The sequence below is a fragment of the Acidovorax sp. DW039 genome, assembly GCF_037101375.1.
GTDB lineage: Bacteria > Pseudomonadota > Gammaproteobacteria > Burkholderiales > Burkholderiaceae_C > Acidovorax.
In genome coordinates this window covers 2,091,735-2,113,461 of the sequence record NZ_AP029019.1, presented here as the reverse complement: position 1 = coordinate 2,113,461, position 21,727 = coordinate 2,091,735, and the positions used below count along the sequence as shown (strand labels likewise).

18 protein-coding genes are annotated in these 21,727 nt (G+C 61.1%); 15 read left to right on the top strand and 3 right to left on the bottom strand.

Annotation, left to right across the window (positions count from 1 at the left end):
* Nucleotides 1-17 precede the first annotated feature (17 nt).
* The 8 genes from sdhA (at nucleotide 18) to fghA (ending at nucleotide 7,591) form a co-directional block, all read left to right on the top strand.
* Complete coding sequence (gene sdhA, locus AACH87_RS09410) at nucleotides 18-1,826, top strand: succinate dehydrogenase flavoprotein subunit (protein ID WP_338798552.1); 1,809 nt, start codon at nucleotides 18-20, stop codon at nucleotides 1,824-1,826.
* Nucleotides 1,827-1,850: 24 nt separating this feature from the next.
* Entirely contained in the window at nucleotides 1,851-2,555 is a 705-nt protein-coding gene (locus tag AACH87_RS09405) for a succinate dehydrogenase iron-sulfur subunit (protein ID WP_338798551.1), read from the top strand.
* A gap of 19 nt (nucleotides 2,556-2,574) precedes the next feature.
* On the top strand, nucleotides 2,575-2,895 hold the full coding sequence (locus AACH87_RS09400; RefSeq protein WP_338798549.1) for a succinate dehydrogenase assembly factor 2: 321 nt from the start codon (nucleotides 2,575-2,577) through the stop codon (nucleotides 2,893-2,895).
* A 56-nt stretch (nucleotides 2,896-2,951) separates the two neighbouring features.
* Nucleotides 2,952-4,262 carry a citrate synthase gene (locus tag AACH87_RS09395; protein WP_338798548.1) on the top strand — a complete coding sequence of 437 codons (1,311 nt, stop codon included), beginning with the start codon at nucleotides 2,952-2,954 and terminating at the stop codon, nucleotides 4,260-4,262.
* A gap of 260 nt (nucleotides 4,263-4,522) precedes the next feature.
* Nucleotides 4,523-4,861 (top strand): ankyrin repeat domain-containing protein, encoded by a 339-nt coding sequence (locus AACH87_RS09390; protein ID WP_338798547.1) that lies wholly within the window; start codon nucleotides 4,523-4,525, stop codon nucleotides 4,859-4,861.
* Nucleotides 4,862-5,140: 279 nt separating this feature from the next.
* On the top strand, nucleotides 5,141-5,407 hold the full coding sequence (locus AACH87_RS09385) for a metal/formaldehyde-sensitive transcriptional repressor (protein WP_338798546.1): 267 nt from the start codon (nucleotides 5,141-5,143) through the stop codon (nucleotides 5,405-5,407).
* An 87-nt stretch (nucleotides 5,408-5,494) separates the two neighbouring features.
* Nucleotides 5,495-6,610, top strand: a complete 1,116-nt coding sequence (locus AACH87_RS09380) for an S-(hydroxymethyl)glutathione dehydrogenase/class III alcohol dehydrogenase (protein ID WP_338798545.1) — start codon at nucleotides 5,495-5,497, stop codon at nucleotides 6,608-6,610.
* A 114-nt stretch (nucleotides 6,611-6,724) separates the two neighbouring features.
* Nucleotides 6,725-7,591, top strand: coding sequence for an S-formylglutathione hydrolase (gene fghA, locus AACH87_RS09375; RefSeq protein WP_338798544.1), 867 nt, complete (start codon nucleotides 6,725-6,727; stop codon nucleotides 7,589-7,591).
* 115 nt (nucleotides 7,592-7,706) lie between these two features.
* Here the strand turns inward: fghA and AACH87_RS09370 are convergent, their stop codons facing one another.
* Nucleotides 7,707-9,635: a PhoX family phosphatase gene (locus AACH87_RS09370; protein ID WP_338798543.1), complete on the bottom strand. Its 1,929-nt coding sequence runs from the start codon at nucleotides 9,633-9,635 to the stop codon at nucleotides 7,707-7,709.
* Nucleotides 9,636-9,968: 333 nt separating this feature from the next.
* Here AACH87_RS09370 and AACH87_RS09365 point away from each other — a divergent pair, with 333 nt between their 5' ends.
* The 6 genes from AACH87_RS09365 to AACH87_RS09340 all read left to right on the top strand — a co-directional run bounded on the left by AACH87_RS09365 (nucleotide 9,969) and on the right by AACH87_RS09340 (nucleotide 18,387).
* On the top strand, nucleotides 9,969-12,929 hold the full coding sequence (locus AACH87_RS09365) for an EAL domain-containing protein (protein WP_338798542.1): 2,961 nt from the start codon (nucleotides 9,969-9,971) through the stop codon (nucleotides 12,927-12,929).
* Nucleotides 12,930-12,953: 24 nt separating this feature from the next.
* Complete coding sequence (locus AACH87_RS09360; protein ID WP_338798541.1) at nucleotides 12,954-13,160, top strand: hypothetical protein; 207 nt, start codon at nucleotides 12,954-12,956, stop codon at nucleotides 13,158-13,160.
* Entirely contained in the window at nucleotides 13,157-14,032 is an 876-nt protein-coding gene (locus tag AACH87_RS09355) for an HDOD domain-containing protein (protein WP_338798540.1), read from the top strand. The genes AACH87_RS09360 and AACH87_RS09355 overlap by 4 nt, the downstream gene beginning before the upstream one ends.
* Nucleotides 14,029-14,988: an ATP-binding protein gene (locus AACH87_RS09350; RefSeq protein ID WP_338798539.1), complete on the top strand. Its 960-nt coding sequence runs from the start codon at nucleotides 14,029-14,031 to the stop codon at nucleotides 14,986-14,988. The genes AACH87_RS09355 and AACH87_RS09350 overlap by 4 nt, the downstream gene beginning before the upstream one ends.
* A 97-nt stretch (nucleotides 14,989-15,085) precedes the next feature.
* Complete coding sequence (locus AACH87_RS09345) at nucleotides 15,086-16,459, top strand: HD domain-containing phosphohydrolase (RefSeq protein ID WP_338798537.1); 1,374 nt, start codon at nucleotides 15,086-15,088, stop codon at nucleotides 16,457-16,459.
* 182 nt (nucleotides 16,460-16,641) lie between these two features.
* A complete protein-coding gene (locus AACH87_RS09340; RefSeq protein WP_338798536.1) occupies nucleotides 16,642-18,387 on the top strand; it encodes a phosphoethanolamine--lipid A transferase in 1,746 nt (581 codons plus the stop codon).
* 109 nt (nucleotides 18,388-18,496) lie between these two features.
* Here the strand turns inward: AACH87_RS09340 and AACH87_RS09335 are convergent, their stop codons facing one another.
* Nucleotides 18,497-19,468, bottom strand: coding sequence for a hypothetical protein (locus tag AACH87_RS09335; protein WP_338798534.1), 972 nt, complete (start codon nucleotides 19,466-19,468; stop codon nucleotides 18,497-18,499).
* 128 nt (nucleotides 19,469-19,596) lie between these two features.
* Nucleotides 19,597-20,496 carry a LysR family transcriptional regulator gene (locus AACH87_RS09330; protein ID WP_338798533.1) on the bottom strand — a complete coding sequence of 300 codons (900 nt, stop codon included), beginning with the start codon at nucleotides 20,494-20,496 and terminating at the stop codon, nucleotides 19,597-19,599.
* 120 nt (nucleotides 20,497-20,616) lie between these two features.
* Between AACH87_RS09330 and AACH87_RS09325 the strand changes: the two genes are divergently transcribed.
* Nucleotides 20,617-21,675, top strand: a complete 1,059-nt coding sequence (locus AACH87_RS09325) for a sodium-dependent bicarbonate transport family permease (RefSeq protein WP_338798532.1) — start codon at nucleotides 20,617-20,619, stop codon at nucleotides 21,673-21,675.
* The last annotated feature ends 52 nt before the right edge of the window (nucleotides 21,676-21,727 follow it).

Sequence of the window (21,727 nt, the reverse complement as noted above, 5' to 3'; positions counted from 1 at the left end):
ACTGAAGGCATAAAACAATGAGCTACACCAACGCAAATATCACCAAGCGCAAGTTCGACGTAATCATCGTCGGCGCCGGCGGCTCCGGCATGCGCGCGTCCCTTCAGCTGGCCCGGGCAGGTCTCAACGTGGCCGTGCTCTCCAAGGTATTTCCAACCCGTTCTCACACCGTGGCAGCCCAAGGTGGCATTGGGGCTTCTCTGGGCAACATGTCCGAAGACAACTGGCACTATCACTTCTACGACACCATCAAGGGCTCCGACTGGCTGGGCGACCAAGACGCCATCGAGTTCATGTGCCGCGAAGCTCCCAAGGTCGTTTACGACCTGGAGCACATGGGCATGCCTTTTGACCGCAACGCGGACGGCACCATCTACCAGCGCCCCTTTGGTGGCCACACCGCCAACTACGGTGAAAAGCCTGTGCAGCGCGCTTGCGCGGCGGCCGACCGTACCGGTCACGCCATGCTGCACACCCTGTATCAGCAAAACGTCAAGGCTAAGACCAACTTCTTTGTGGAGTGGATGGCACTGGACCTGATCCGTGATGCGGACGGTGACGTGGTGGGCGTGACGGCGTTGGAAATGGAAACCGGCGACCTGCACATCCTCGAAGCCAAAACCACATTGCTGGCCACTGGCGGTGCAGGCCGTATTTTTGCGGCCTCGACCAACGCCTTCATCAACACTGGCGACGGCCTGGGCATGGCTGCACGCGCAGGCATTCCGCTGGAAGACATGGAGTTCTGGCAGTTCCACCCCACCGGCGTGGCGGGTGCTGGCGTGCTGCTGACAGAAGGCTGCCGCGGCGAGGGCGCCATCCTGCTCAACAGCAACGGTGAACGCTTCATGGAGCGCTATGCGCCCACACTGAAGGACTTGGCCCCACGCGATTTCGTGTCCCGCTCCATGGACCAGGAAATCAAGGAAGGCCGCGGCTGCGGTCCTAACAAGGATTACGTGCTGCTCAAGCTGGATCACCTCGGTGCAGAAACCATCCACAAGCGCCTGCCCTCGGTGTACGAAATCGGCGTGAATTTTGCCAACGTGGACATCACCAAGGAGCCGATCCCTGTGGTTCCCACCATCCATTACCAGATGGGCGGCATCCCCACCAACATCAATGGTCAGGTGGTTGTGCAGCAAGGTGGCGAAGACAACCTGGTGGTCAATGGCCTGTACGCGGTGGGCGAGTGCTCCTGCGTGAGCGTGCACGGCGCCAACCGTCTGGGCACCAACTCGCTGCTGGACCTGCTGGTGTTCGGCCGCGCAGCCGGTAACCATATCGTTGAGTTCAACAACAAGAACAAGACGCACAAACCCCTGCCCAAGGATGCAGCAGACCGCACCTTGGAGCGCCTGAACCGCCTGCAAGGTGCGAGCAACGGCGAATATGCACAGAGCGTGGCCAACGACATGCGCGCCACCATGCAGCAGCACGCAGGCGTGTTCCGTACACAAGCCAGTATGGACGAAGGTGTCAAGAAGATTGCCGCCCTGCGCGAACGTGTGAAGAGCGTGGGCCTGAAGGACCACTCCAAGGTGTTCAACACCGCACGCATCGAAGCGCTGGAAGTGGAAAACCTGATCGAAGCTGCACAAGCCACCATGGTGTCTGCTGCTGCCCGCAAGGAATGCCGTGGCGCGCACACCGTGAGCGACTACGAGCGCCCCGCAGATGACCCAGTGGCGCCACTGGGCCGCGACGATGCGAACTGGATGAAGCACACCCTGTGGCACAGCGAATCCAACAGCCTGACTTACAAGCCCGTCAAACTCAAGCCCCTGACCGTGGACTCGGTTCCGCCCAAGGTTCGCACGTTCTAAACGGATACAGGAGATCACCCCACCATGGCAAAACGTACATTCCAAATCTATCGCTACGATCCTGACAAGGATTCCAAGCCCTACATGCAGACCGTTGAGGTGGAACTCGACGGTAGCGAACGCATGTTGCTGGACGCGCTCATGAAGCTGAAGGCACAGGATCCTTCCCTGTCCTTCCGTCGTTCCTGCCGCGAAGGCGTTTGTGGCTCTGACGCCATGAACATCAACGGCAAGAACGGTCTGGCTTGCCTGACCAACATGAACACGCTGCCCGGCACCGTGGTGCTGAAGCCGCTGCCAGGCCTGCCTGTCATCCGCGACCTGATCGTGGACATGACACAGTTCTTCAAGCAGTACAACTCCATCAAGCCCTACCTCATCAACGACAACGTGCCTCCAGAAACGGAGCGCCTGCAGTCGCCTGAAGAGCGCGAGGAACTCAACGGCCTGTACGAGTGCATTTTGTGCGCTAGCTGCTCGACCAGCTGCCCCAGCTTCTGGTGGAACCCTGACAAGTTCGTCGGCCCCGCCGGTCTGCTGCAGGCCTATCGGTTCATTGCCGACAGCCGTGACGAAGCCACTTCGCAGCGCCTGGACAACCTGGAAGACCCCTATCGTCTGTTCCGCTGCCACACCATCATGAACTGCGTGGATGTGTGCCCCAAGGGCCTGAACCCCACCAAGGCGATTGGAAAAATCAAGGAACTGATGGTGCGTCGCGCTGTCTGACCTTTTCCGAGCCCTCACCATGAGCTATACCGCCACCCTTGCGCCCGACGCAGCATCTCCCAAGCTCACCGAGCGCGAACTCAGCAAGCTGCACTGGCGTTGCCGGCGTGGACTGCTGGAGAACGATCTGTTCATCGAGCAGTTCTTCATGCGCTTCGAGCCTGAGTTGACGCAGCGCCACGCGCAAGGACTCACGGCGCTCATGGATCTTGCAGACAACGATCTTCTCGATCTATTGCTCTGCCGACGCGAACCAGACGAGACACTGGCAAGCGCCGAATTGAACGAAGTGCTCAGCATGCTCCGCCTCAGCGGCGGCACCCCTGCCCTGCGGACCTGACAAACGCAGGGCGCCCATAGACCGGATTGACATCGGCAAACCTAAGGAAAGTAACAATGAAGCTAGCTGACAACAAAGCCACCCTGTCGTTCAGTAACGGCAGCCCCAGCGTGGACCTGCCGGTCTATCAGGGCAGCATCGGTCCGGATGTCATCGACATCCGCAAGCTGTACGCGCAAACGGGCATGTTCACTTACGACCCCGGCTTCCTGTCCACAGCCGCTACGCAATCGGCCATCACCTACATCGACGGCGACAAGGGCGAGCTGCTGTACCGCGGCTACCCCATTGAGCAGTTGGCCGTGAACTGCGACTTCCTTGAAACCTGCCACCTGCTGCTGTACGGAAACCTGCCCAACGAAGCGCAGAAGAAAGACTTCACCAGCCGCGTGACCAACCACACCATGGTCAACGAGCAGATGCAGTTCTTCCTGCGCGGTTTCCGTCGTGACGCACACCCCATGGCAGTGCTGACCGGTCTGGTAGGTGGTCTGTCCGCCTTCTACCACGACAGCACCGACATCAACAACCCAGAGCACCGCGAGATTGCTGCGATCCGCCTGATTGCCAAGATGCCTACCCTGGTGTCTATGGCATACAAGTACAGCGTGGGCCAGCCTTACATCTATCCTCGCAACGAGTTGAGCTACGCAGGCAACTTCATGCGCATGATGTTTGCCACACCTTGCGAAGAGTACAAGGTGAACCCTGTGCTCGAACGCGCTCTGGACCGCATCTTCATCCTGCACGCTGACCACGAGCAAAACGCTTCCACATCCACCGTGCGTCTGTGCGGCTCGTCGGGCACCAACCCCTTTGCAGCCATCGCTGCTGGCGTGGCCTGCCTGTGGGGCCCTGCCCACGGTGGTGCCAACGAAGCCTGCCTGAACATGCTGGAAGACATCCAGCGCAATGGCGGAGTGGCCAAGGTGGGCGAGTTCATGGAGAAGGTCAAGGACAAGAACTCCGGCGTGAAGCTGATGGGTTTTGGCCACCGCGTGTACAAGAACTACGACCCCCGCGCCAAGCTGATGCAGGAAACCTGCAACGAAGTGCTGGCCGAACTGGGTCTGGAAAACGATCCTCTGTTCAAGCTGGCCAAGCAGCTCGAAAAGATCGCGCTGGAAGACGACTACTTCGTGTCCCGCAAGCTGTACCCCAACGTGGACTTCTACTCGGGTATCGTGCAACGTGCCATCGGCATCCCTGTCTCGCTGTTCACCGCGATCTTCGCGCTGGCCCGTACCGTGGGCTGGATTGCACAGTTGAACGAAATGATTGGCGACCCCGAGTACAAGATCGGCCGTCCACGCCAGTTGTTCACCGGTGCAGAGCGCCGCGACGTGCAGCCCATCTCGCAACGCTGATGATGGACCGGGTGGCAAGACACCCGGGTGCCGCAAAGCCCTCAAAAGCCCGCTGGCTCTCCAGCGGGCTTTTTTCATGGGCGTGTCATTCGTGCACTCGTGATTTCCGAAGCTCGCAGCTTCTGTCTTGCCCTTGCGCTCAGGGTTTTTACAAAGCCAGGAAATGGACCATCCCCCACAGAATGACAAGCAGAACGTGCCAGAGGCCCATCCCTTTGGCTCTGCTGCATCGCCATGCCGTGTCACTGTGGGAGATTGCAATGTCTGCTGGGGACTGGAAGCGTTTTTACCAAGCCGTATGCGAGGGCGACCTGCGCCTGGTGCAGCATTACATCGATGCGGGTATCGACGTGAACTACGCCCATCCGGAGTTTTTCTCCACGCCGCTGGTCGCTGCCATACGGCATCAGCAGGAGCAGGTGGCTTTGCTGATCTTTCAGCATGGAGCGGATCCGCAGCGGGTTTCAGACATCGACGGCATCTCGCCACTGGAGATGCTCCCCGCGGCGAACCTGCCAGCCTTGGCGCAGCAGATACGCGCAGCCGGATTCAGTCACCAGCCACGCGCGCGCTGGTGGAAGCGCTGGCTAGGCTGGTAACGCACGCGGTCCGATGTTCCGCCACTTGGGGCATGAGACTTGGTTGCACAGCTGCCCGGATGCCTCATGGACAGCCCTGCGTCTATCCAAGATGCAGGAATCAGTGCATGCCATCTCCCCAGCAGACACAAGCGCATGGACAAACACTTTCTGCCATACCCCCCTCCAGTAACCACACAAACCACCAGTCCAGCGCTTTATCCAAAAGCGTAATGAATTTATACTACCACCCAGTACATACGTAGTTGCGTAGCAACCCACGCCCACAGCACCCACGGCATGCCCCACTCCGCTGAAGACAAACAACGCGCCATCACGCGCCTGCGCCGCATCAAAGGTCAGGCGGAGGCACTGGAGCGTGCCGTAGAAGCAGGCAGCGATTGCGCGCCCATCCTGCAGCAATTGGCCGCCATGCGGGGGGCCGTGCATGGGCTGATGGCGGACCTGCTTGACAGCCACGTGCGTGAAACCCTGGCGGTGAAGCCCGCCCCCTCGCAGGAAGCCATTGATGAGACCTTGGCCCTGCTGCGCTCGTACCTGAAATGACGGAGACACCGGCGCTGCATTCACCAGCCCCCAACCTCTCACGTTGATTGACTCACCCCACCAAACTCTTGGAAAAAGGACCACCCCATGAAATCCCGTGCCGCCGTAGCCTTCAAAGCCGGAGAACCCCTGCAGATCGTCGAAATTGATGTGGCCCCACCCAAAAAGGGCGAAGTGCTCATCCGCATCACCGACACCGGTGTGTGCCACACCGACGCCTTCACCCTGAGCGGTGACGACCCCGAAGGCCTGTTCCCCGTGGTGCTGGGCCACGAAGGCGCGGGCATCGTGGTGGAAGTGGGCGAAGGCGTGACCAGCGTGAAGCCCGGCGACCATGTGATCCCGCTCTACACCGCTGAATGCGGCGAATGCCTGTTCTGCAAGAGCGGCAAGACCAACCTGTGCGTGAGCGTGCGCGCCACGCAAGGCAAGGGCGTGATGCCCGACGGCACCACGCGTTTCAGCTACAACGGTCAGCCCATCTACCACTACATGGGCTGCAGCACGTTCAGCGAATACACCGTCGTGGCCGAAGTGTCGCTGGCCAAGGTCAATCCCAAGGCCAACCCCGAGCAGGTGTGCCTGCTGGGCTGCGGCGTGACCACCGGCCTGGGCGCCGTCAAGAACACCGCCAAGGTGCAAGAAGGCGACACCGTGGCCGTGTTCGGCCTGGGCGGCATTGGTTTGGCGGTGATTCAGGGCGCCAAACTGGCCAAGGCCGGGCGCATCATTGCCATCGACACCAACCCCAGCAAATTCGACCTAGCCCGCACCTTTGGCGCAACCGACTGCATCAACCCCAAGGACTTCGACAAGCCGATCCAGCAAGTGATTGTGGAGATGACCACCTGGGGCGTGGACCACAGCTTTGAGTGCATCGGCAACGTCAACGTGATGCGCGCTGCACTCGAATGCGCGCACCGCGGCTGGGGCCAGTCGGTCATCATCGGCGTGGCGGGCGCAGGCCAGGAGATCAGCACCCGCCCCTTCCAGCTCGTCACCGGCCGCAAGTGGTTGGGCACGGCCTTTGGCGGCGTTAAGGGCCGCAGCGAGTTGCCCGGCATGGTCGAAGACGCCATGGCAGGCAAGATCCAGCTGGAGCCTTTCGTCACCCACACCATGGGGCTGAACGACATCAACCATGCGTTCGACCTGATGCACGAGGGCAAGTCAATCCGCTCCGTGGTCAAGTACGCGGCCTGATATCCGCTATCAAAACAGAAGCACCTTGCGCTGGCTTGGCGTCACTTGAGATTAAAAACCTCTCAAAACACTTTTAAAGCCAGCGCAAACAGCTATCAATTTGTGAGCACACCCATGTCCACTTCCCTCGAACTGGTCAGCAGCCACGCCTGCTTTGGCGGCGAGCAACGCTTTTATCGCCACGACGCAGCCACCATCGGCCTGCCGATGAAGTTTGCGGTCTACCTGCCGCCGCAGGCCAGCCAAGGCCCTGTGCCTGCGCTGCTCTATCTGGCCGGGCTGACTTGTACCGAAGAGACCTTCATCATCAAGGCCGGTGCACAGCGCCTGGCGGCTGAACTGGGCCTGGCCCTGATTGCGCCCGACACCAGCCCGCGCGGTGCCAACGTGCCGGGTGAGGCCGACAGCTGGGACTTTGGCGTGGGCGCAGGCTTTTACCTGAACGCCACCGCCCTGCCCTGGGCCACCCACTGGCGCATGGAAAGCTACCTGATGGACGAACTGCTGCCGCTGTGCACCTCGGCGCTGCCGCTGGACGCACAACGCCTGGGCATCTTCGGCCATTCCATGGGCGGGCACGGCGCGCTGACCCTGGCGCTGCGCCATCCGGGCCGCTTCCAGACCCTGTCGGCCTTTGCCCCCATCTGCGCCCCCACCCGCTGCCCCTGGGGCGAAAAGGCCTTCACCGGCTACCTCGGATCGGACCGCACCAGTTGGGGTGAGCACGACGCCACCGTGCTGATGGAAAACCAGCCCATGGCCCCTTACCCGGGAGGCATCCTGATCGACCAGGGGCTGGCAGACAAGTTTCTGGCCGACCAACTGCACCCGCATCTGCTGGAGGCCGCTTGCACTCAACTGGGCCAGCCGCTGACGTTGCGCAAGCATGAGGGCTACGACCACGGCTACTACTTCATCCAGACCTTCATGGACGATCACCTGCGGCATCACGCCAAGGGCTTGGGTCTGCTGAAGGATTAAGGCGACCTCGGCACTGCCCGATCCACCCCAAGAAAAAAGGGCTGCTTCATTTCGAGCAGCCCTTTTTTATCGACTTGGCGGGCAATCCCTGCCCACACCTGTCCAAACCAGAGATTCAGGTCCCGATCACGCCACCATCAGCCTTGCGGATCACCACAGTGGCCGAGCGAGGGCGTCCGTTGGCCTTCTTGTCGGGCCAGTTGGAGATGGCGCGGGGGTTCTTCGGGTCGCTGATCTCATCCGCTGGCTCACCTGGGTGCTGAATGTTGCAGAACATGGTGCGGCCGTCGGGCGTGGCGGTCAGGCCGGTGATCTCGCAGCCCGATGGACCGACGAGGAAGCGGCGCACCTCGCCCGTGTTCACATCGGCCGCCAGCATCATGTTGTTGCCAAAGTTCTTCAGGTCGCCCTTGCCCATGGCCGATGTGGACATGTCGCACTGGATCCAGAGCACGCCACGACCGTCCACCCACAGGCCATCGGGGCAGGAGAACATGTCGCCCTTGATGTTGCCCTTGGCATCGGCGCGCTCCAGCGATGGATCACCCGCCATGACGAAGTGGTTCCAGGCAAAGGTCTGGCCGCTGAAGTCGCCGTCTTCCTTCCAACGGATGATGTTGCCCTGTGTGTTGTTCACGCGGGGGTTGGCTGCATCCACGCCGGGCTGGTTGGCTGCGCCCCGGTTGCTGTTGTTCGTCAGGGTGGTGTAGACCCAACCCTGCTTGTCCACAGCAATCCACTCGGGGCGGTCCATCTTGGTGGCGCCCAGCAGGTCGCTGGCCTGGCGGGATTTGATGAGCACCTCGCCCTGGTCGGCAAAGCCGTTGGCGGCTGTCAGCGGGCCCTGGCCATGGGTCAGAGGAATCCAGCGGCCCTTGCCATCGGCATTGAACTGGGCCACGTACAGCGTGCCGTGGTCCAGCAAGGTGGCATTGGCGGTGGGGCCACCGGGCTTGATGGCATCGCGACTCACAAACTTGTAGATGTATTCAAAGCGCGAGTCCTCGCCCATGTACACCACCGCGCGGTTGTCGCGGGTGACAGCCACGGTGGCACCCTCGTGCGCAGCACGGCCCAGGGCAGTGCGCTTGATGGGCGTGGAGCTGGGGTTGTTGGGGTCAATCTCCACAATCCAGCCAAAGCGGTTGGGCTCGTTGGGGTTCTTGGTGGCGTCAAAGCGCGCATCAAACTCATGCCAGCGGTACCCCGCGCCGCCTTTCTTCAGGCCCCAGCGCTTTTCGTGCGCACTCAGCGTGTCGCCACCGCTGAAGTAGTTGATGAAGTTCTCTTCCGACGTGAGGTAAGTGCCCCAGGGCGTGATGCCGCTGGCGCAGTTGTTGAAGGTGCCCAGCACCTTGGTGCCCTGGGGGTCGGCAGCGGTCTTCATCAGCGCATGGCCAGCGGCCGGGCCGCTGAGCTGCATGGGCGTGTTGGCGGTGATGCGGCGCGCCCAGGGGGATGGCTTGACGACTTCCCACTTGCCATTGGTTTCCTGCACCTCGCACACCGACACGCCATGGGCGGCCTGCGACTTGCGCACTTTCTCCAGGCTCCAGTTGGCGGTGCCATCAGGGAACAGCAGGCCATGGTCCACGTACTCGTGGTTCATCACCAGCAGGCCGCTCTTGGAGCCTTCCTGCGCAAAGTAATGCATGCCGTCGTGGTGCATGCCAAACTGGGTTTCCTGCTGCGCGGTGGTGTTGCTGGCGTCGTCCTTGAATGCCGCGGTCTCGCCCGACATGCCGACCGGGTCACCCCAAGGGGCAATCACCTGCACGGTGTAGCCCTCTGGCACGGTCACCGTGTCTGCGGTGGAGATTGGCACGCTCTTGAAGCCCAGCACAGGGCCAGAGCTCGCACCCGCCGTGGCGCAACCCGTCAGGGCTGCAGCCCCGCCCACAGCAGCCAACGGTGCCAGAAAGCCCCCCGCCAGCGCCCCCAGACCACCACGCAACAAGGTGCGGCGGGCGGGGTCGGACACGTCATGAATGCTGGGGTTGGAGGAAGTATTGCTGTCTTCCATCAGCGAGAAGTCTTTGGCCATCGTGGTCTACTTGGTTGGTGTCTTAACGGATGTCCGCAGGGGACCGAACGCGTTACCGTTTGTAGAGGGAGCATGTGACGAGGCCGTGACATACGCGACTCTTGCGTTCCCCCCCTGCGATAGATAGGCGAAGAAATATCACATTTATTATTTATTTCCAATTAAATGATAAATTTGCTTGCCTAGCCGAGCAAAATCTCCATAATGGAGAAAAGCGGTGTACCGGTGTGCACCGCAGGAACTGCCAAGGGCTCATCCCGGAGACGGTCCCGAAAGGAACGCATGACAACGATCCCGTCCGCGCCGATCCGCCCCTCCACGGCTTCAGGAGGGATGTCTACTGCGCTCTCCGAAGCCGAGGTGGAACGACTCAAGCGGCAGATTTTCGATGCCACCCCCATGGGACTGTGCCTAATGCTGCACGGAGTGCCCCAACTCATCAACGCGCGGTTTGCCGAACTGCTGGGGGCGGGCGCGGAGGAATCCGAGCGCCCCGCCGAGTGGCTGCAGCAGCAATGGCCCGAGCTGTGGCCCCAATTGCAAGGGATTGGCCGCGGCCAGCGGCATGTGAGCTGCAACAACTCCAGCGGGCAGGTTTTCAATGGGCGCGCCTACGCAAGGCATCTTCCCGCTCTTGGCGAGGGTGCCGAGCTGATCACGCTGGTGGATGACCCGCAGCGGGCGCAGATTGCGTTTTCGTCGCACTGGCGCGCCCGCATGCTGGAGCAGACAGAGACCATGGGGCGCAGCGGGTCTGCCGAGCTGGACCTGGACGATGGCAAGGCCGTGCTCTCCAAAGGGCTGTATGGCCTGCTGGGCCTACCCTTCCAGCCCGACGCGCGGCCCAGTTGGCGCCTGCTGCACTGGCTGCCAGCCAAAGAGCGGGGCTACGCCGCCTCCATCTGGCGCGGGGCATTGCCCGACGAACCCTTTGAATTCCAGCACCGTTTGGTGCGCGCCGATGGCACCCGACTGGTGGTACTGCAGCGCGGCATGGTCGAGACCGACCCTTCTGGCCGCCGTCACGGCTACCTGATCGTGCAGGACATCACGGCCCAGCGCGAAGCCGAGCAACGCATTCAAGAGCTGGCCAACCACGACGAGGTGACCGGGCTGGCCAATCGCACGCAGTTGCTGGACCGCATTGATGCCGCCGTGCACAGCGCCAAGTGGAATCCGCAGCCCTTCCTGCTGCTGTCCATTCAGGTAGACCAGGTAGACCAGCTCAAGCAGGCCATGGGCTATGGCGCAGGCGATGCCATGGCCATGGCGGTCGCTGCCCGCCTGTGCGCCTTGGCCGAGCCTGGAGATATCGTGGCACGGCTGGACGGAGGTGAATTCGCTATTCTGCTCAGTACGGAAAGCAGCGCACTCGATCCACAAGGCTTCCGGCATGCCCGATCTGTGGTGCAAGCCATGTCGAAGTCTGAGCGCCTGGGCGCGGCAGAAATCGTGCCCGGCGCACGCGTGGGGGTTGCCCGCTTTCCGGAAGACTCTGACAACGCAGGCGGATTGCTGGAAGCAGCGCAGACCGCACGCATGGGCATCGACGCCAACGGTGAACAGGTGGCGGTGTACACCCCTGAAACCCGTACCCAGGCGCTGCGCAAGCTGGCCATAGAGTCGGGCCTGCGCCATGCTGTAGAGCGCAATGAGCTGACTCTGACGTACCAACTGCAGGCAGACCTGACCAGCGGTGACCTCGCTGGCATGCAGCTGAGCCTGCGCTGGCACAGCCAAGAGTTGGGTGAAGTGCCGGGCGCAGAGTTTGTACCCATTGCGATGCAGACGGGCCTGATCGTGATGCTGGGCGACTGGAAGCGCGACACCGCCTGCCGCCAGCTCAGAGCGTGGGACCAGGCAGGCGTGCGCGTGCCGCGCCTGGCGCTGCGCATTTCGCTGCTGGAGCTGCAACAGCCCGATGTCGTGGACAAGCTTCGCAGGTCATTGTCTAGCAACGGCCTCACGCCCCAGGCCCTGGGCATCGAGATCAGTGAACACGCGCTGTTCAATGCATCGCCCGCGCTGGTGCGCACCCTGTCGCAGTTGCGCAGCATGGGGCTGGAGATTTCGCTGGGCGACTTTGGCGCGGGGTTCACCAACCTGGGCCTGCTGCGCACCCTGCCGGTGGATGTGATCAAGGTTCACCGCTCGTGCGTGCCCGATGTCACCGCCGCCACAGGCGACGTCTCGCTCACCCGAGCCATCATCAACATGGCGCACAGCCTGCAGATGAAGGTGCTGGCCGACGGGGTGGAGACCACCGGACAGCTGACCTTGCTGATTGCCAATGGATGCGACCGCATGCAAGGCCCCGTGCTTGCCGAGCCCGTGGACGCTGACGGACTGGCCAAGATGCTGGCAGACAAGGTGCGCCTGCCCGCCCACCTGCTCACCCGCAGGCGCGAGCGCACGCTGCTGCTGGTGGATGACGAGCCCAACATCGTTTCCGCATTGCGCCGCCTTTTCCGCCGCGAGGGCTATCGCATCGTGACTGCCAGCAGCGGCGCGGAGGGCTTGCAACGCATGGCGGAATACGAGGTGGACGTGGTGCTGTCTGACCAGCGCATGCCCGGCATGACCGGGGTGGAATTTTTACGCCGCGCCAAGGAGCTGTACCCCGACACCGTGCGCATGGTGCTGTCGGGCTATACCGAGCTGCAGTCCATCACCGATGCTGTGAACGAAGGGGCCATCTACCGCTTTCTGACCAAACCCTGGGACGATGAGCGCCTGCTGGTGCATGTGCAGGAAGCCTTTGCCCACAAGGAGATGGGCGACGAAAACAAGCGCCTGGCCTCTGAGGTGATCACCGCCAGCGAAGCTCTGGCTGCCGCCAATGAGCGACTGGAGCTGGTGCTGAGTACGCAGCAACAGCAAATCGACCAGGAAAGTGCCCGCGCCAACGCGGTGCGCGACATGGTGGAGCTGCTGCCCGTGCCCCTGCTGGGCATTGACCCCGACGGCACCATCGTGCTGGCCAACCAGGAAGCCCAGCGCACCCTGGGCGTGGCCACACCGCTGCTGGGTGAAGCGGCAGCAGCCGTGCTGCAGCAAGACCTGCCCAGGGCAGACAGCGAGCAGCTATCGAAAGAAGCGGACACACAGACACCGCCCATGCATGTGCAAGGGCCGCACTGGAACATGAAGGTGCGCGCACTGGGCGAGACGCCCCCCCGGGGCTTGCTGGTAGTGCTGACCCAGCGCCACCGGCAGATGCCTCGTGGCGAAGGCTCAGACCTCGCAACGGAGCCTGCTGCCCTACAGGCCAGCCAGCCACACAGCATGAAATAAGCGGTCATACACAGGACTCAGCCCATGGAAACCTCACTGCCCCTCCCTCCTTCGCACCCAGGCACAGGTCCCGACATGCACCCTGCACCGGTTTCCCCACCTGATGCCCCACCACGCCCCGATGAGCAAGCCAAGGCGCAGCGCCTGCAGTATCTGTTCCGGCGCACATCGCAACACCCCCATGTGTTGCACAAGGCGCTCTTCACCTACCGGGGAGTTCCCCTGCCATGAGCACCATCCCTGCCCCGATCACGCTGGACCGCGAGTCGCTGGCGCGTGATATCCGGTCTCTGCCTTCTCTGCCCACCGTTGTGCAGGAGCTGATGCTGCTGGTGCGACAAAAAGAAGTCCAGCTGGAAGCTGTCTCCAACACCTTGCGGCTGGACCAGGCCCTGTCCATCAAGGTACTGCAGCTGGCGAACTCGCCGTTTTATGGTTTGTCAGGCCGCATCGGTTCGGTGCGCGATGCCATCAACATCCTGGGCATGCGGCAACTGGGCAGCCTGGTAATTGCAGCGGCATTGACGGTGCAGTTTGAAAAGCTGCACGGCAAGTCGCTGCACATGGATTCTTTCTGGCGCCACTCCATCTGCTGTGCAGCCGCGGCCCGCCAGCTGGCGTTGCATGTGGGGCTGGACAGTGCCGCAGCCTTTACCGCAGGCCTGCTGCACGATGTGGGCAGGCTGGTGGTAGACAGCCATTACCCCCTGGAGGCCGCGCAGGCCATTGCCTGGGCCGAGCAGAACGACATGCCGCACTGCGAGGCAGAACACAGCCTGCTGGGCATAGACCATACCGAACTGGGCGAATGGGTGTGCCGACATTGGCGCTTCAGCAGCGATGTGGTGGAAGCCATTGCAGGGCACCACAAGCCGCCGCCCGCAGGGGCCGTATCCCTTATTGATGTGGTGCATGCCGCTGACGCCATCACCCACGCGCTGGACATTGCAGGGGCCCAGAACGAAGCTGTACCCGGCGTGAACCCCATGGCCTGGGCACGGCTGAACCTGGCAGACGAAGACCTGCCAGCGCTGTTCGCCTGCATCGAGAGTGAATTCAACGACCTGCAAGCCGTGCTGCGCCCCGCGAAGGAGACAACATGACATCCACCGCCCTTTCCACACCGGTCCACGAGATGACGCTGTCCGAGATGTCAGACCAGCAAATCCGCTCCATCGTGGGTGAGCTGATCAAGGCCAACAGTGATCTCAAAGAGCTCAACACCAGGCTGTCGGATGCGCAAAACAAACTCATCCAGTCCGAAAAGCTCGCCTCCATCGGACAACTGGCTGCCGGGGTGGCCCATGAAATCAACAACCCCATTGGCTTCATCTTCTCCAACTTCGGCACCCTGGAGCAGTACCTGGACGACCTGTTCCAGATGCTGGACGCCTACGAAGAAGCCGAGGCGCACATTGGCAATGGCGACGCACTGGCACGCATCCGCACCCTCAAGGCCGAGCTGGATATCGAGTACCTCAAGGACGACATTCCAAACCTGATGCGCGAGTCGCGTGACGGTATCCAGCGTGTTCGCAAAATCGTGCAGGACCTCAAGGATTTTTCCCGGGTGGATGCACGCCAGGAATGGGAGAGCGTGGACCTGCACGCGGGGATCGACTCCACACTCAACATCGTCAACAACGAGATCAAATACAAGGCCGAAGTCGTCAAAAACTACGGGCCATTGCCGGAAGTGCAGTGCCTGCCCTCGGAAATGAACCAGGTCTTCATGAACCTGCTGGTCAATGCGGCCCACGCTATCACCTCAGAGCGCGGCACCATCACCATCACCACAGGAGTGGAAGGGCCTCAGGTGTGGGTAGAAATTGCCGATACCGGCAGCGGCATTTCCCCAGAGAACATGCAGCGCATCTTTGACCCCTTCTTCACCACCAAGCCGGTGGGCAAAGGCACCGGGCTGGGGCTGTCGCTGTCCTACGGCATCGTGCAAAAGCACGGTGGGCGCATGGAGGTGAGCAGCGAGATAGGCGTGGGCACGCGCTTTCGGGTCACCATTCCGATCGAGCATGAACCTGCGCCGCAGGCTGCGGCTTAGGCCTCCGGCAACTGCTGAACAACAGGTAACAGCATCACCGGGCACCGCACACAAGGGCCCCGAGTGACTTCAGGACATTACAGAACGAGAAGACGCCATGGATACGACAACCCTGCCACTCGCCGGGACAGATACGACAGATTCCGTGAGCAACGTTGCACCCGGCACGCCTGCGCCCCAGGCAGCAGCCCCTGCATCCGCGGGCTGGACGGTGCTGTGCGTAGACGATGAGCCCAGCATCCTCTCGGCCCTCAAGCGCGTGCTGCGCTCTGAAGACTGCAAGGTGCTGCAGGCAGGCAGCGGAGCAGAAGCGCTGACCCTGCTGGAACAGAACCCGGTCGATGTGGTGGTGAGCGACATGCGCATGCCCGGTATGGATGGCGCCGAGCTGCTGGCCCAGGTGCGCGCACGCTGGCCCGGCACATCGCGCATTCTGCTGACCGGCTATGCCGACATGAAGGCCACCATTGCAGCCATCAACGAAGGGCAGATTTACCGCTACATCCACAAGCCCTGGGACGAGACCGAGCTGCGACTGACCGTGCGACAGGCCGCCGAGCGCCAGATGCTGGAGCGCGAACGCAATGCACTGCAGGCCCTGACGCAGGTGCAAAACGAAGAGCTGCGCGGCCTCAACACCGGGCTGGAGTTGCGCGTGCAGGAACGCACCGCCGAGCTGCGCCAGGCCAATGACCAACTCAGACGCAACTACCTCACCAGCATCAAGATCTTCTCCAACCTGATGGAGCTGCGCAGCGGCGTGCTGGCGGGGCACGGCAAGCGCTGCGCACATCTGGCCCGCAAGGTCGCCACCGCCATGGGCATGCAAGAGGACGCAGTGCAAGACGTGTTTGTGGCGGGCCTGCTGCATGACGTGGGCTTCATGGCTCTGCCCGATGCCATTCTGAGCAAACCGGTGGGCAAACTGTCTGCGCAAGAAATGGCGGTGTACCAGCGCCATCCCGTGCTAGGAGCCCAGTCCTTCATGGCGCTGGATGATCACCAAGCCGTGGCCGTTCTGATACGGTCGCACCACGAGCGCTTTGATGGGTCCGGCTTTCCCGAACAACTGCAGGGCACCGATATCCCCCTGGGAGCCCGCATTCTGGCGGTGGTGGACACCTATGACGATCTCACCCATGGTCACCTCACAGGCGCGGCCCTGAACGAAGCCGAGGCCCGCACCCTGTTGCAGCGCGGGCGCGGCACCCAGTTTGACCCTGAGGTGGTGGACGTGTTCCTGCACATCACGCTGGAAGAAAAGCCCAAGCCTGTTCGCCTGGAAGCCATCACGCCTGAAAACCTGAAGCCCGGCATGACGCTGGGCAAAGACCTGCTGTCAAAAGAAGGCGTGCTGCTTTTGTCGGCGGGTCATGTGCTGTCTGCCGACATGATCAGTCGCATCCGCAAGTACGAAAAGACAGAGGCACTCAACCTGGCACTGGATATCCGCATGCCCCCCGAAGGATAGGCCCGGCGTATGCCAACAGGGGCGTATTCAAAGCCCTTCGACGCAGCAGCAAATCTTTACAAAAATATGACAACTGGATACAAAGCAAGAACATGGGGCCCGTATTGCCGCAGCGCCGGGGCCATATCGGAAGCTCTGCTTCCTTAATGTTGCTTTAAGTCACAGTTTCAACAATGCGCAGCATGCCCTCTCTCACGCAACGTTTGCTGCACTCGCTTCCTTTTCGCTCCAGCCCCCTTTCCCCCTCCCCTCACGCTGCTGAGCCTGGCCTAAGACACCCAGGCTGGGTGGTGCTGTGGATCAGCACCTGGATGGGCGTTGTCTGCAACGTGCCCCTGTGGCGCGAGTTGATGAATCTGAACGCTGACGGCGGTGCAAAGGCTTGGGCCTTCATGGCGGCCTTCCTGGTTGTCATCATTGCGGGCAACGCTGCCTTGCTGGCCTTGCTGGCATGGCGCTGGACTCTCAAACCCGCTGCAACGCTGCTGGTGCTGATGGCTGCATTTGGCGCCTACTTCATGCTTGCGTACGGTATTGCCATTGATGCCAGCATGCTCACCAACGTGCTGCAAACCGATGTGAAGGAAGCGGGCGACCTGCTCAACTGGCGGCTGCCAGTGACGGTGGGAGCGCTGGCCGTTCCACCGCTGGTGTGGCTGGCTCGGCAAAAGGTGCGCCCCCTGCCCGCCCTGAAGCAGGGCATGCACAACGGAGGCATGGTTCTGGGTGCGCTCGCGCTGGCGGTCTGCAGCATATTGCTGGTGTTTCAGACATTTGCGTCCACCATGCGCAACCACACCCAGCTGCGCTACCTCATCAACCCGCTCAACAGCGTGTATGCACTGGGCAATCTGGCCACCAAGCCCCTGCGCATGGACACGAGCAAGATCCTCCCGCTGGGGCGTGATGCGCAACTGGGTGCCAGCTATGCAGGCCAAAGCCAGCCACCGCTGCTGGTGCTGGTACTGGGCGAGACGGGGCGCGCAGGCAACTTTGCCATCAATGGCTATGGCCGCCCCACAACGCCTGAACTCTCTGCTCGCAAGGATCTGATCAACCTGCAAAACGCCTGGTCTTGCGGAACGAGTACGGCAGCTTCCGTGCCCTGCATGTTCTCGCACCTGGGCCGCAGTGATTACGAATCGCGCAAGGCCAACTATGAAAGTCTCATGGACGTGCTCCAGCATGCGGGCTTGGCCGTGCTGTGGCTTGACAACCAGTCGGGCTGCAAGGGCGTATGTGATCGGGTGACCAACACCAACACCTCAGGGCTGGATGACCCTGAGCTGTGCCCGTCCAAAGGCGAATGCCTGGATGCCATCATGCTCAAGGACCTGGACCAGCGTCTGGCCCAACTACCTGCAGAGCAGCGCCAGCGCGGCACGGTGATCGTGATGCACCAGATGGGCAGCCACGGCCCGGCTTACTTCAAACGCTCGGCCGCCGCGCGCAAACCCTTCCAGCCCGAATGCACATCCACAGCCCTGCAAGAGTGCGCGCGTGACACCGTGGTGAACGCCTACGACAACAGCATCGTGGAGACCGACCACTTCCTGGGGTCTGTATTGAAATGGCTGGAAGCCAAGGAAAAACAAGCGCAGCCAGCTATGATTTACGTAGCAGACCATGGGGAATCGCTCGGGGAGAACAACATCTACCTGCATGGCTTGCCGTATTCGATTGCGCCGGATGTGCAAAAGCATGTCCCATGGATCAACTGGCTTTCGCCCTCCCTGCAAACACGCATGGGCATGACCACCTCATGCCTGCAGCAGAAGCTGACCGATCAACGCATCACGCATGACCAGTACTTTCATTCGGTACTCGGCTTGATGGATGTGCAGACCAGCGCCTACAGGCCGGAGTGGGACATGTTTGCCAGTTGCAAAAGCCAAGCCAGTGCGGGAACGCCTGCCAAACAGGGCTGAGCAAACGTCCCACACGCAAAACTGCTACAGGCATATCCCTGTTGGGAAGCCTCCCCCGCAGAAGATTGCCCTGTCCGGGAGAGGCCTGAAAAACCTGAGAAGCGTGAGCTTATTGCCCGTTCACCAGCAACCGGGTCGCTTCCCAAGTCTTGACGCCGTCACCGTTGGCGGTGCGCACGATCAGGCCTTTGTAGCGGCCTGACGCAACTTGCCATCCATAACTGACTGTTGTGGGTGTGGATGCGGCGGAGACCTCCACCTTCAGCTTGCACGCCGGGAAGGTACCCGCCAGAACGTTGACTGTCTCCAGCGTGTAAGTGGTCGTGCTTGTCTGAGCCAATGCAGGTTGGGCCACGCCGTCCACCTCCGTGGTCGTGGAATAGCTCGCCACATAAGGCGTCGCCAAGGCAGGATTCACAGTTGCGCCCGTGTACGCATACGGGGTGAAGTAACTGCTGACGTTGTTCGTCTTTCCTTGGAAAAGCGTGGACACCGTAAGGCCGTAGGTCTGCCGCACATCTCCAACAACGCTGGAATAACTATTTTCAGTAGCGGTAATGACGCTACCCCCAAATGTCCCATTGACGGCTGCATTGGTGTAGGTGGTTGTGTTGACCTGATTCAGTTGAAAAAGGTTGGTCCGCCCGCGGAAACTCCCCGTGTTCGAAGTCGCATAACGAAGTTGCTGGGTCGAAATAATGGTGCTCCCATCTGTGTAATACACATTGCCATCCACTTGGGCGGTATTACCTGCAACAGTCAGCACACTACCCGCCTCGGCACAGCTTGCATCGTTTGATACAGGAGGCACAGTGGGGGCCGTCGGGTTGGTGGGAGACGGTGCCTCTGGTGTGGGCGTGGAGGGCCCCGTTCCGCCTGTGGAGTCGGTGCCAGAGCCTCCCCCTCCGCACGCTGCCAACACAGACAAAGCCAAAACACTGATGGCGAAAACCGACGATTTGAAAATCACAGGCTGAGCGACTGTGTTCAAAAATTTTCTGCTCTTTGGAGTATTCATGATGGACAAAAAAATCAAAAGGAGACCGAGCCTATGTGAACCCAACTCCGCTGATTTATTCATTTCACTCCGTTACATGCAACGTGACTTTAAGGCGACATGAACATGACACAGCCAATCGAGCGCTGGTCATTTTTCAGAATTTCGATTAGCCGTTGTAAAAGCTATATGAGGATATTTATCTCTGAAAATCAAACCAATTCCATCCATCCTTTCACCTCAGCCACCAGGTGCGCTCTGAACACCTCCGCAATCGGCGATAGCTGCTTGCCCTTGGGCCACACCAGGTGCCATTGAGAGTGAATGGGAAAATCCGGCACGTTCAAAATCGCAAGTCCCTCCTGATGCGGCCCCAGCGCATGCCGCGAGAGAACCGAGATACCCAGCTGCCCTTCTACGGACTCCTTGATCGCCTCGTTGCTGCCCAACTCCAGCACGTTTTGAGGCACAAACCCCAGCTTGCGCAAATGGGCATCGGTTGCCATGCGCGTGCCAGATCCTTTCTCGCGCAATATGAAGCGCTCGCCCTGTAGCTGCGCCAAAGTCACACGCTTTTTACCGGCCAGCCTGTGGCCTGCAGGCGCAATCACCACCAGGGGGTTGGGCATCAATATCTGGTCTTCCAGCGGCAAATCCCCAGGGGGCATGGACATCACATACAGGTCATCTTGATTGGCTCGCAGCCGGGTGATGACATGGTCACGGTTCAGCACTTCCAGCGATATGTCGATGTGCGGATGCAGCTTGCAGAAACTGCCCAGCAGCCGCGGAACAAAGTACTTGGCGGTGCTGACCACCGCCACCTTGAGGCGGCCGCGGGTCAGGCCCTTGGCGCCTGAAACCCGCTGCTCAAAGGCATCCCACTCCGCAGCAATGGAGCGAGCCGTGCGCGCCAGCGCCTGCCCGGCCTCGGTCAGGTACACGCGGCGCGAGACCACTTCGTACAACGGCAGGCCTACGGCCTGGGTGATTTCACGCAGCTGCATGGAGGCCGTGGGCTGCGTGACATGCATGACCTTGGCTGCCGCACTCACACTGCCAGTTTCGGCCAGGGCCAGAAATAGCCGTAGCTGACGGAAAGTGATGTTCATAGATTTTTATCTATACATAAGCCTTTTCGAATCGATTTTACTTGTGTGCACAAGGCACCTAGCATTCGCTCCATTGTTTGTAAGCACCGTGCATGCAAGCACTGTTTCTGGAGAATAAGAATGCAAAGTTTGCTGGACCCAGCCATCCTGTTTTTTGCCTTGGGCGTTTTTGCCGGGCTCGTACGTTCCAACCTGGAGATGCCTGCGGCCATTTCCAAATTTCTTTCCATCTATCTGCTGATGGCCCTGGGGCTGAAGGGAGGCTTCGCGCTGGCAGCGTCGGGCTTCACGCCCAGCGTGGCCAGCAGCCTGGGCCTGGCGGTGCTGCTCGCCGTAGTGGTGCCGCTGGTGGGTTATGCCCTGCTGCGGCGCATGCTGTCGGGCTTCAACGCTGCGGCTGTGGCCGCCACCTACGGTTCGGTCAGTGCGGTGACCTTCGTGACCGCAACCCAGTACCTGGAATCGCAGCACATTGCCTACGGCGGCTACATGGCCGCGGCCATGGCGCTGATGGAGTCACCTGCCATCATCCTCGCGGTGCTGCTGGCCAATGCCATGCGCCAAAAGCAGGCAGCTGCTGTGCAGACCCATCAGGTGGTGGGCATGACTAGTGGGGGCGCCGCAACTCTGGCAGGCCCTGGCATGGGGGCTGTGAGCACTGGGTCGGGCAAAGGGGGCCAGCATCTTTCCATCGGCAAAATCCTGCACGAATCCTTCACCGATGGAACCCAGCTGCTGCTGCTTGGGGCCATGGTGATCGGGCTGATCACTGGCGACGCAGGCAAGGCCGCCATGCAACCGTTCTCGGGTGATCTGTTCAAGGGAATGCTGTGCCTGTTCCTGCTGGACATGGGCCTGTCCACCGCCCGCAATCTACCTGCAGTGCGCCAACAGTCCCCTTGGCTACTGGCGTATGCCGTGCTGGGCCCCATCACCCACGCCACACTGGCGCTGGCTTTGACCTGGATGCTGCAAGTGCCCGCCGGAGATGCCGTGCTGCTGATGGTGCTGGCGGCCAGCGCCTCGTACATTGCCGTGCCTGCCGTGGTGCGTTACGCCATTCCAGAGGCTGACCCATCGCTGTATGTGAGCCTTTCGCTGGGGGTGACATTTCCGCTGAACATCGTCCTGGGCATTCCTGTGTACACCCAGGTGGTGCAGCGGATCTGGGCTGTGTAAGCCACATCACACTATAAAAACAATAGCTGCTTGCGCTTTATTCATAAGCGCC

Bases quoted from the DNA above. Each gene is read 5' to 3' on its own strand.
- sdhA (WP_338798552.1), top strand. From the start codon at position 18: ATGAGCTACACCAACGCAAATATCACCAAGCGCAAGTTCGACGTAATC.
- AACH87_RS09405 (WP_338798551.1), top strand. From the start codon at position 1,851: ATGGCAAAACGTACATTCCAAATCTATCGCTACGATCCTGACAAGGAT.
- AACH87_RS09400 (WP_338798549.1), top strand. From the start codon at position 2,575: ATGAGCTATACCGCCACCCTTGCGCCCGACGCAGCATCTCCCAAGCTC.
- AACH87_RS09395 (WP_338798548.1), top strand. From the start codon at position 2,952: ATGAAGCTAGCTGACAACAAAGCCACCCTGTCGTTCAGTAACGGCAGC.
- AACH87_RS09390 (WP_338798547.1), top strand. From the start codon at position 4,523: ATGTCTGCTGGGGACTGGAAGCGTTTTTACCAAGCCGTATGCGAGGGC.
- AACH87_RS09385 (WP_338798546.1), top strand. From the start codon at position 5,141: ATGCCCCACTCCGCTGAAGACAAACAACGCGCCATCACGCGCCTGCGC.
- AACH87_RS09380 (WP_338798545.1), top strand. From the start codon at position 5,495: ATGAAATCCCGTGCCGCCGTAGCCTTCAAAGCCGGAGAACCCCTGCAG.
- fghA (WP_338798544.1), top strand. From the start codon at position 6,725: ATGTCCACTTCCCTCGAACTGGTCAGCAGCCACGCCTGCTTTGGCGGC.
- AACH87_RS09370 (WP_338798543.1), bottom strand. From the start codon at position 9,635: ATGGCCAAAGACTTCTCGCTGATGGAAGACAGCAATACTTCCTCCAAC.
- AACH87_RS09365 (WP_338798542.1), top strand. From the start codon at position 9,969: ATGTCTACTGCGCTCTCCGAAGCCGAGGTGGAACGACTCAAGCGGCAG.
- AACH87_RS09360 (WP_338798541.1), top strand. From the start codon at position 12,954: ATGGAAACCTCACTGCCCCTCCCTCCTTCGCACCCAGGCACAGGTCCC.
- AACH87_RS09355 (WP_338798540.1), top strand. From the start codon at position 13,157: ATGAGCACCATCCCTGCCCCGATCACGCTGGACCGCGAGTCGCTGGCG.
- AACH87_RS09350 (WP_338798539.1), top strand. From the start codon at position 14,029: ATGACATCCACCGCCCTTTCCACACCGGTCCACGAGATGACGCTGTCC.
- AACH87_RS09345 (WP_338798537.1), top strand. From the start codon at position 15,086: ATGGATACGACAACCCTGCCACTCGCCGGGACAGATACGACAGATTCC.
- AACH87_RS09340 (WP_338798536.1), top strand. From the start codon at position 16,642: ATGCCCTCTCTCACGCAACGTTTGCTGCACTCGCTTCCTTTTCGCTCC.
- AACH87_RS09335 (WP_338798534.1), bottom strand. From the start codon at position 19,468: ATGAATAAATCAGCGGAGTTGGGTTCACATAGGCTCGGTCTCCTTTTG.
- AACH87_RS09330 (WP_338798533.1), bottom strand. From the start codon at position 20,496: ATGAACATCACTTTCCGTCAGCTACGGCTATTTCTGGCCCTGGCCGAA.
- AACH87_RS09325 (WP_338798532.1), top strand. From the start codon at position 20,617: ATGCAAAGTTTGCTGGACCCAGCCATCCTGTTTTTTGCCTTGGGCGTT.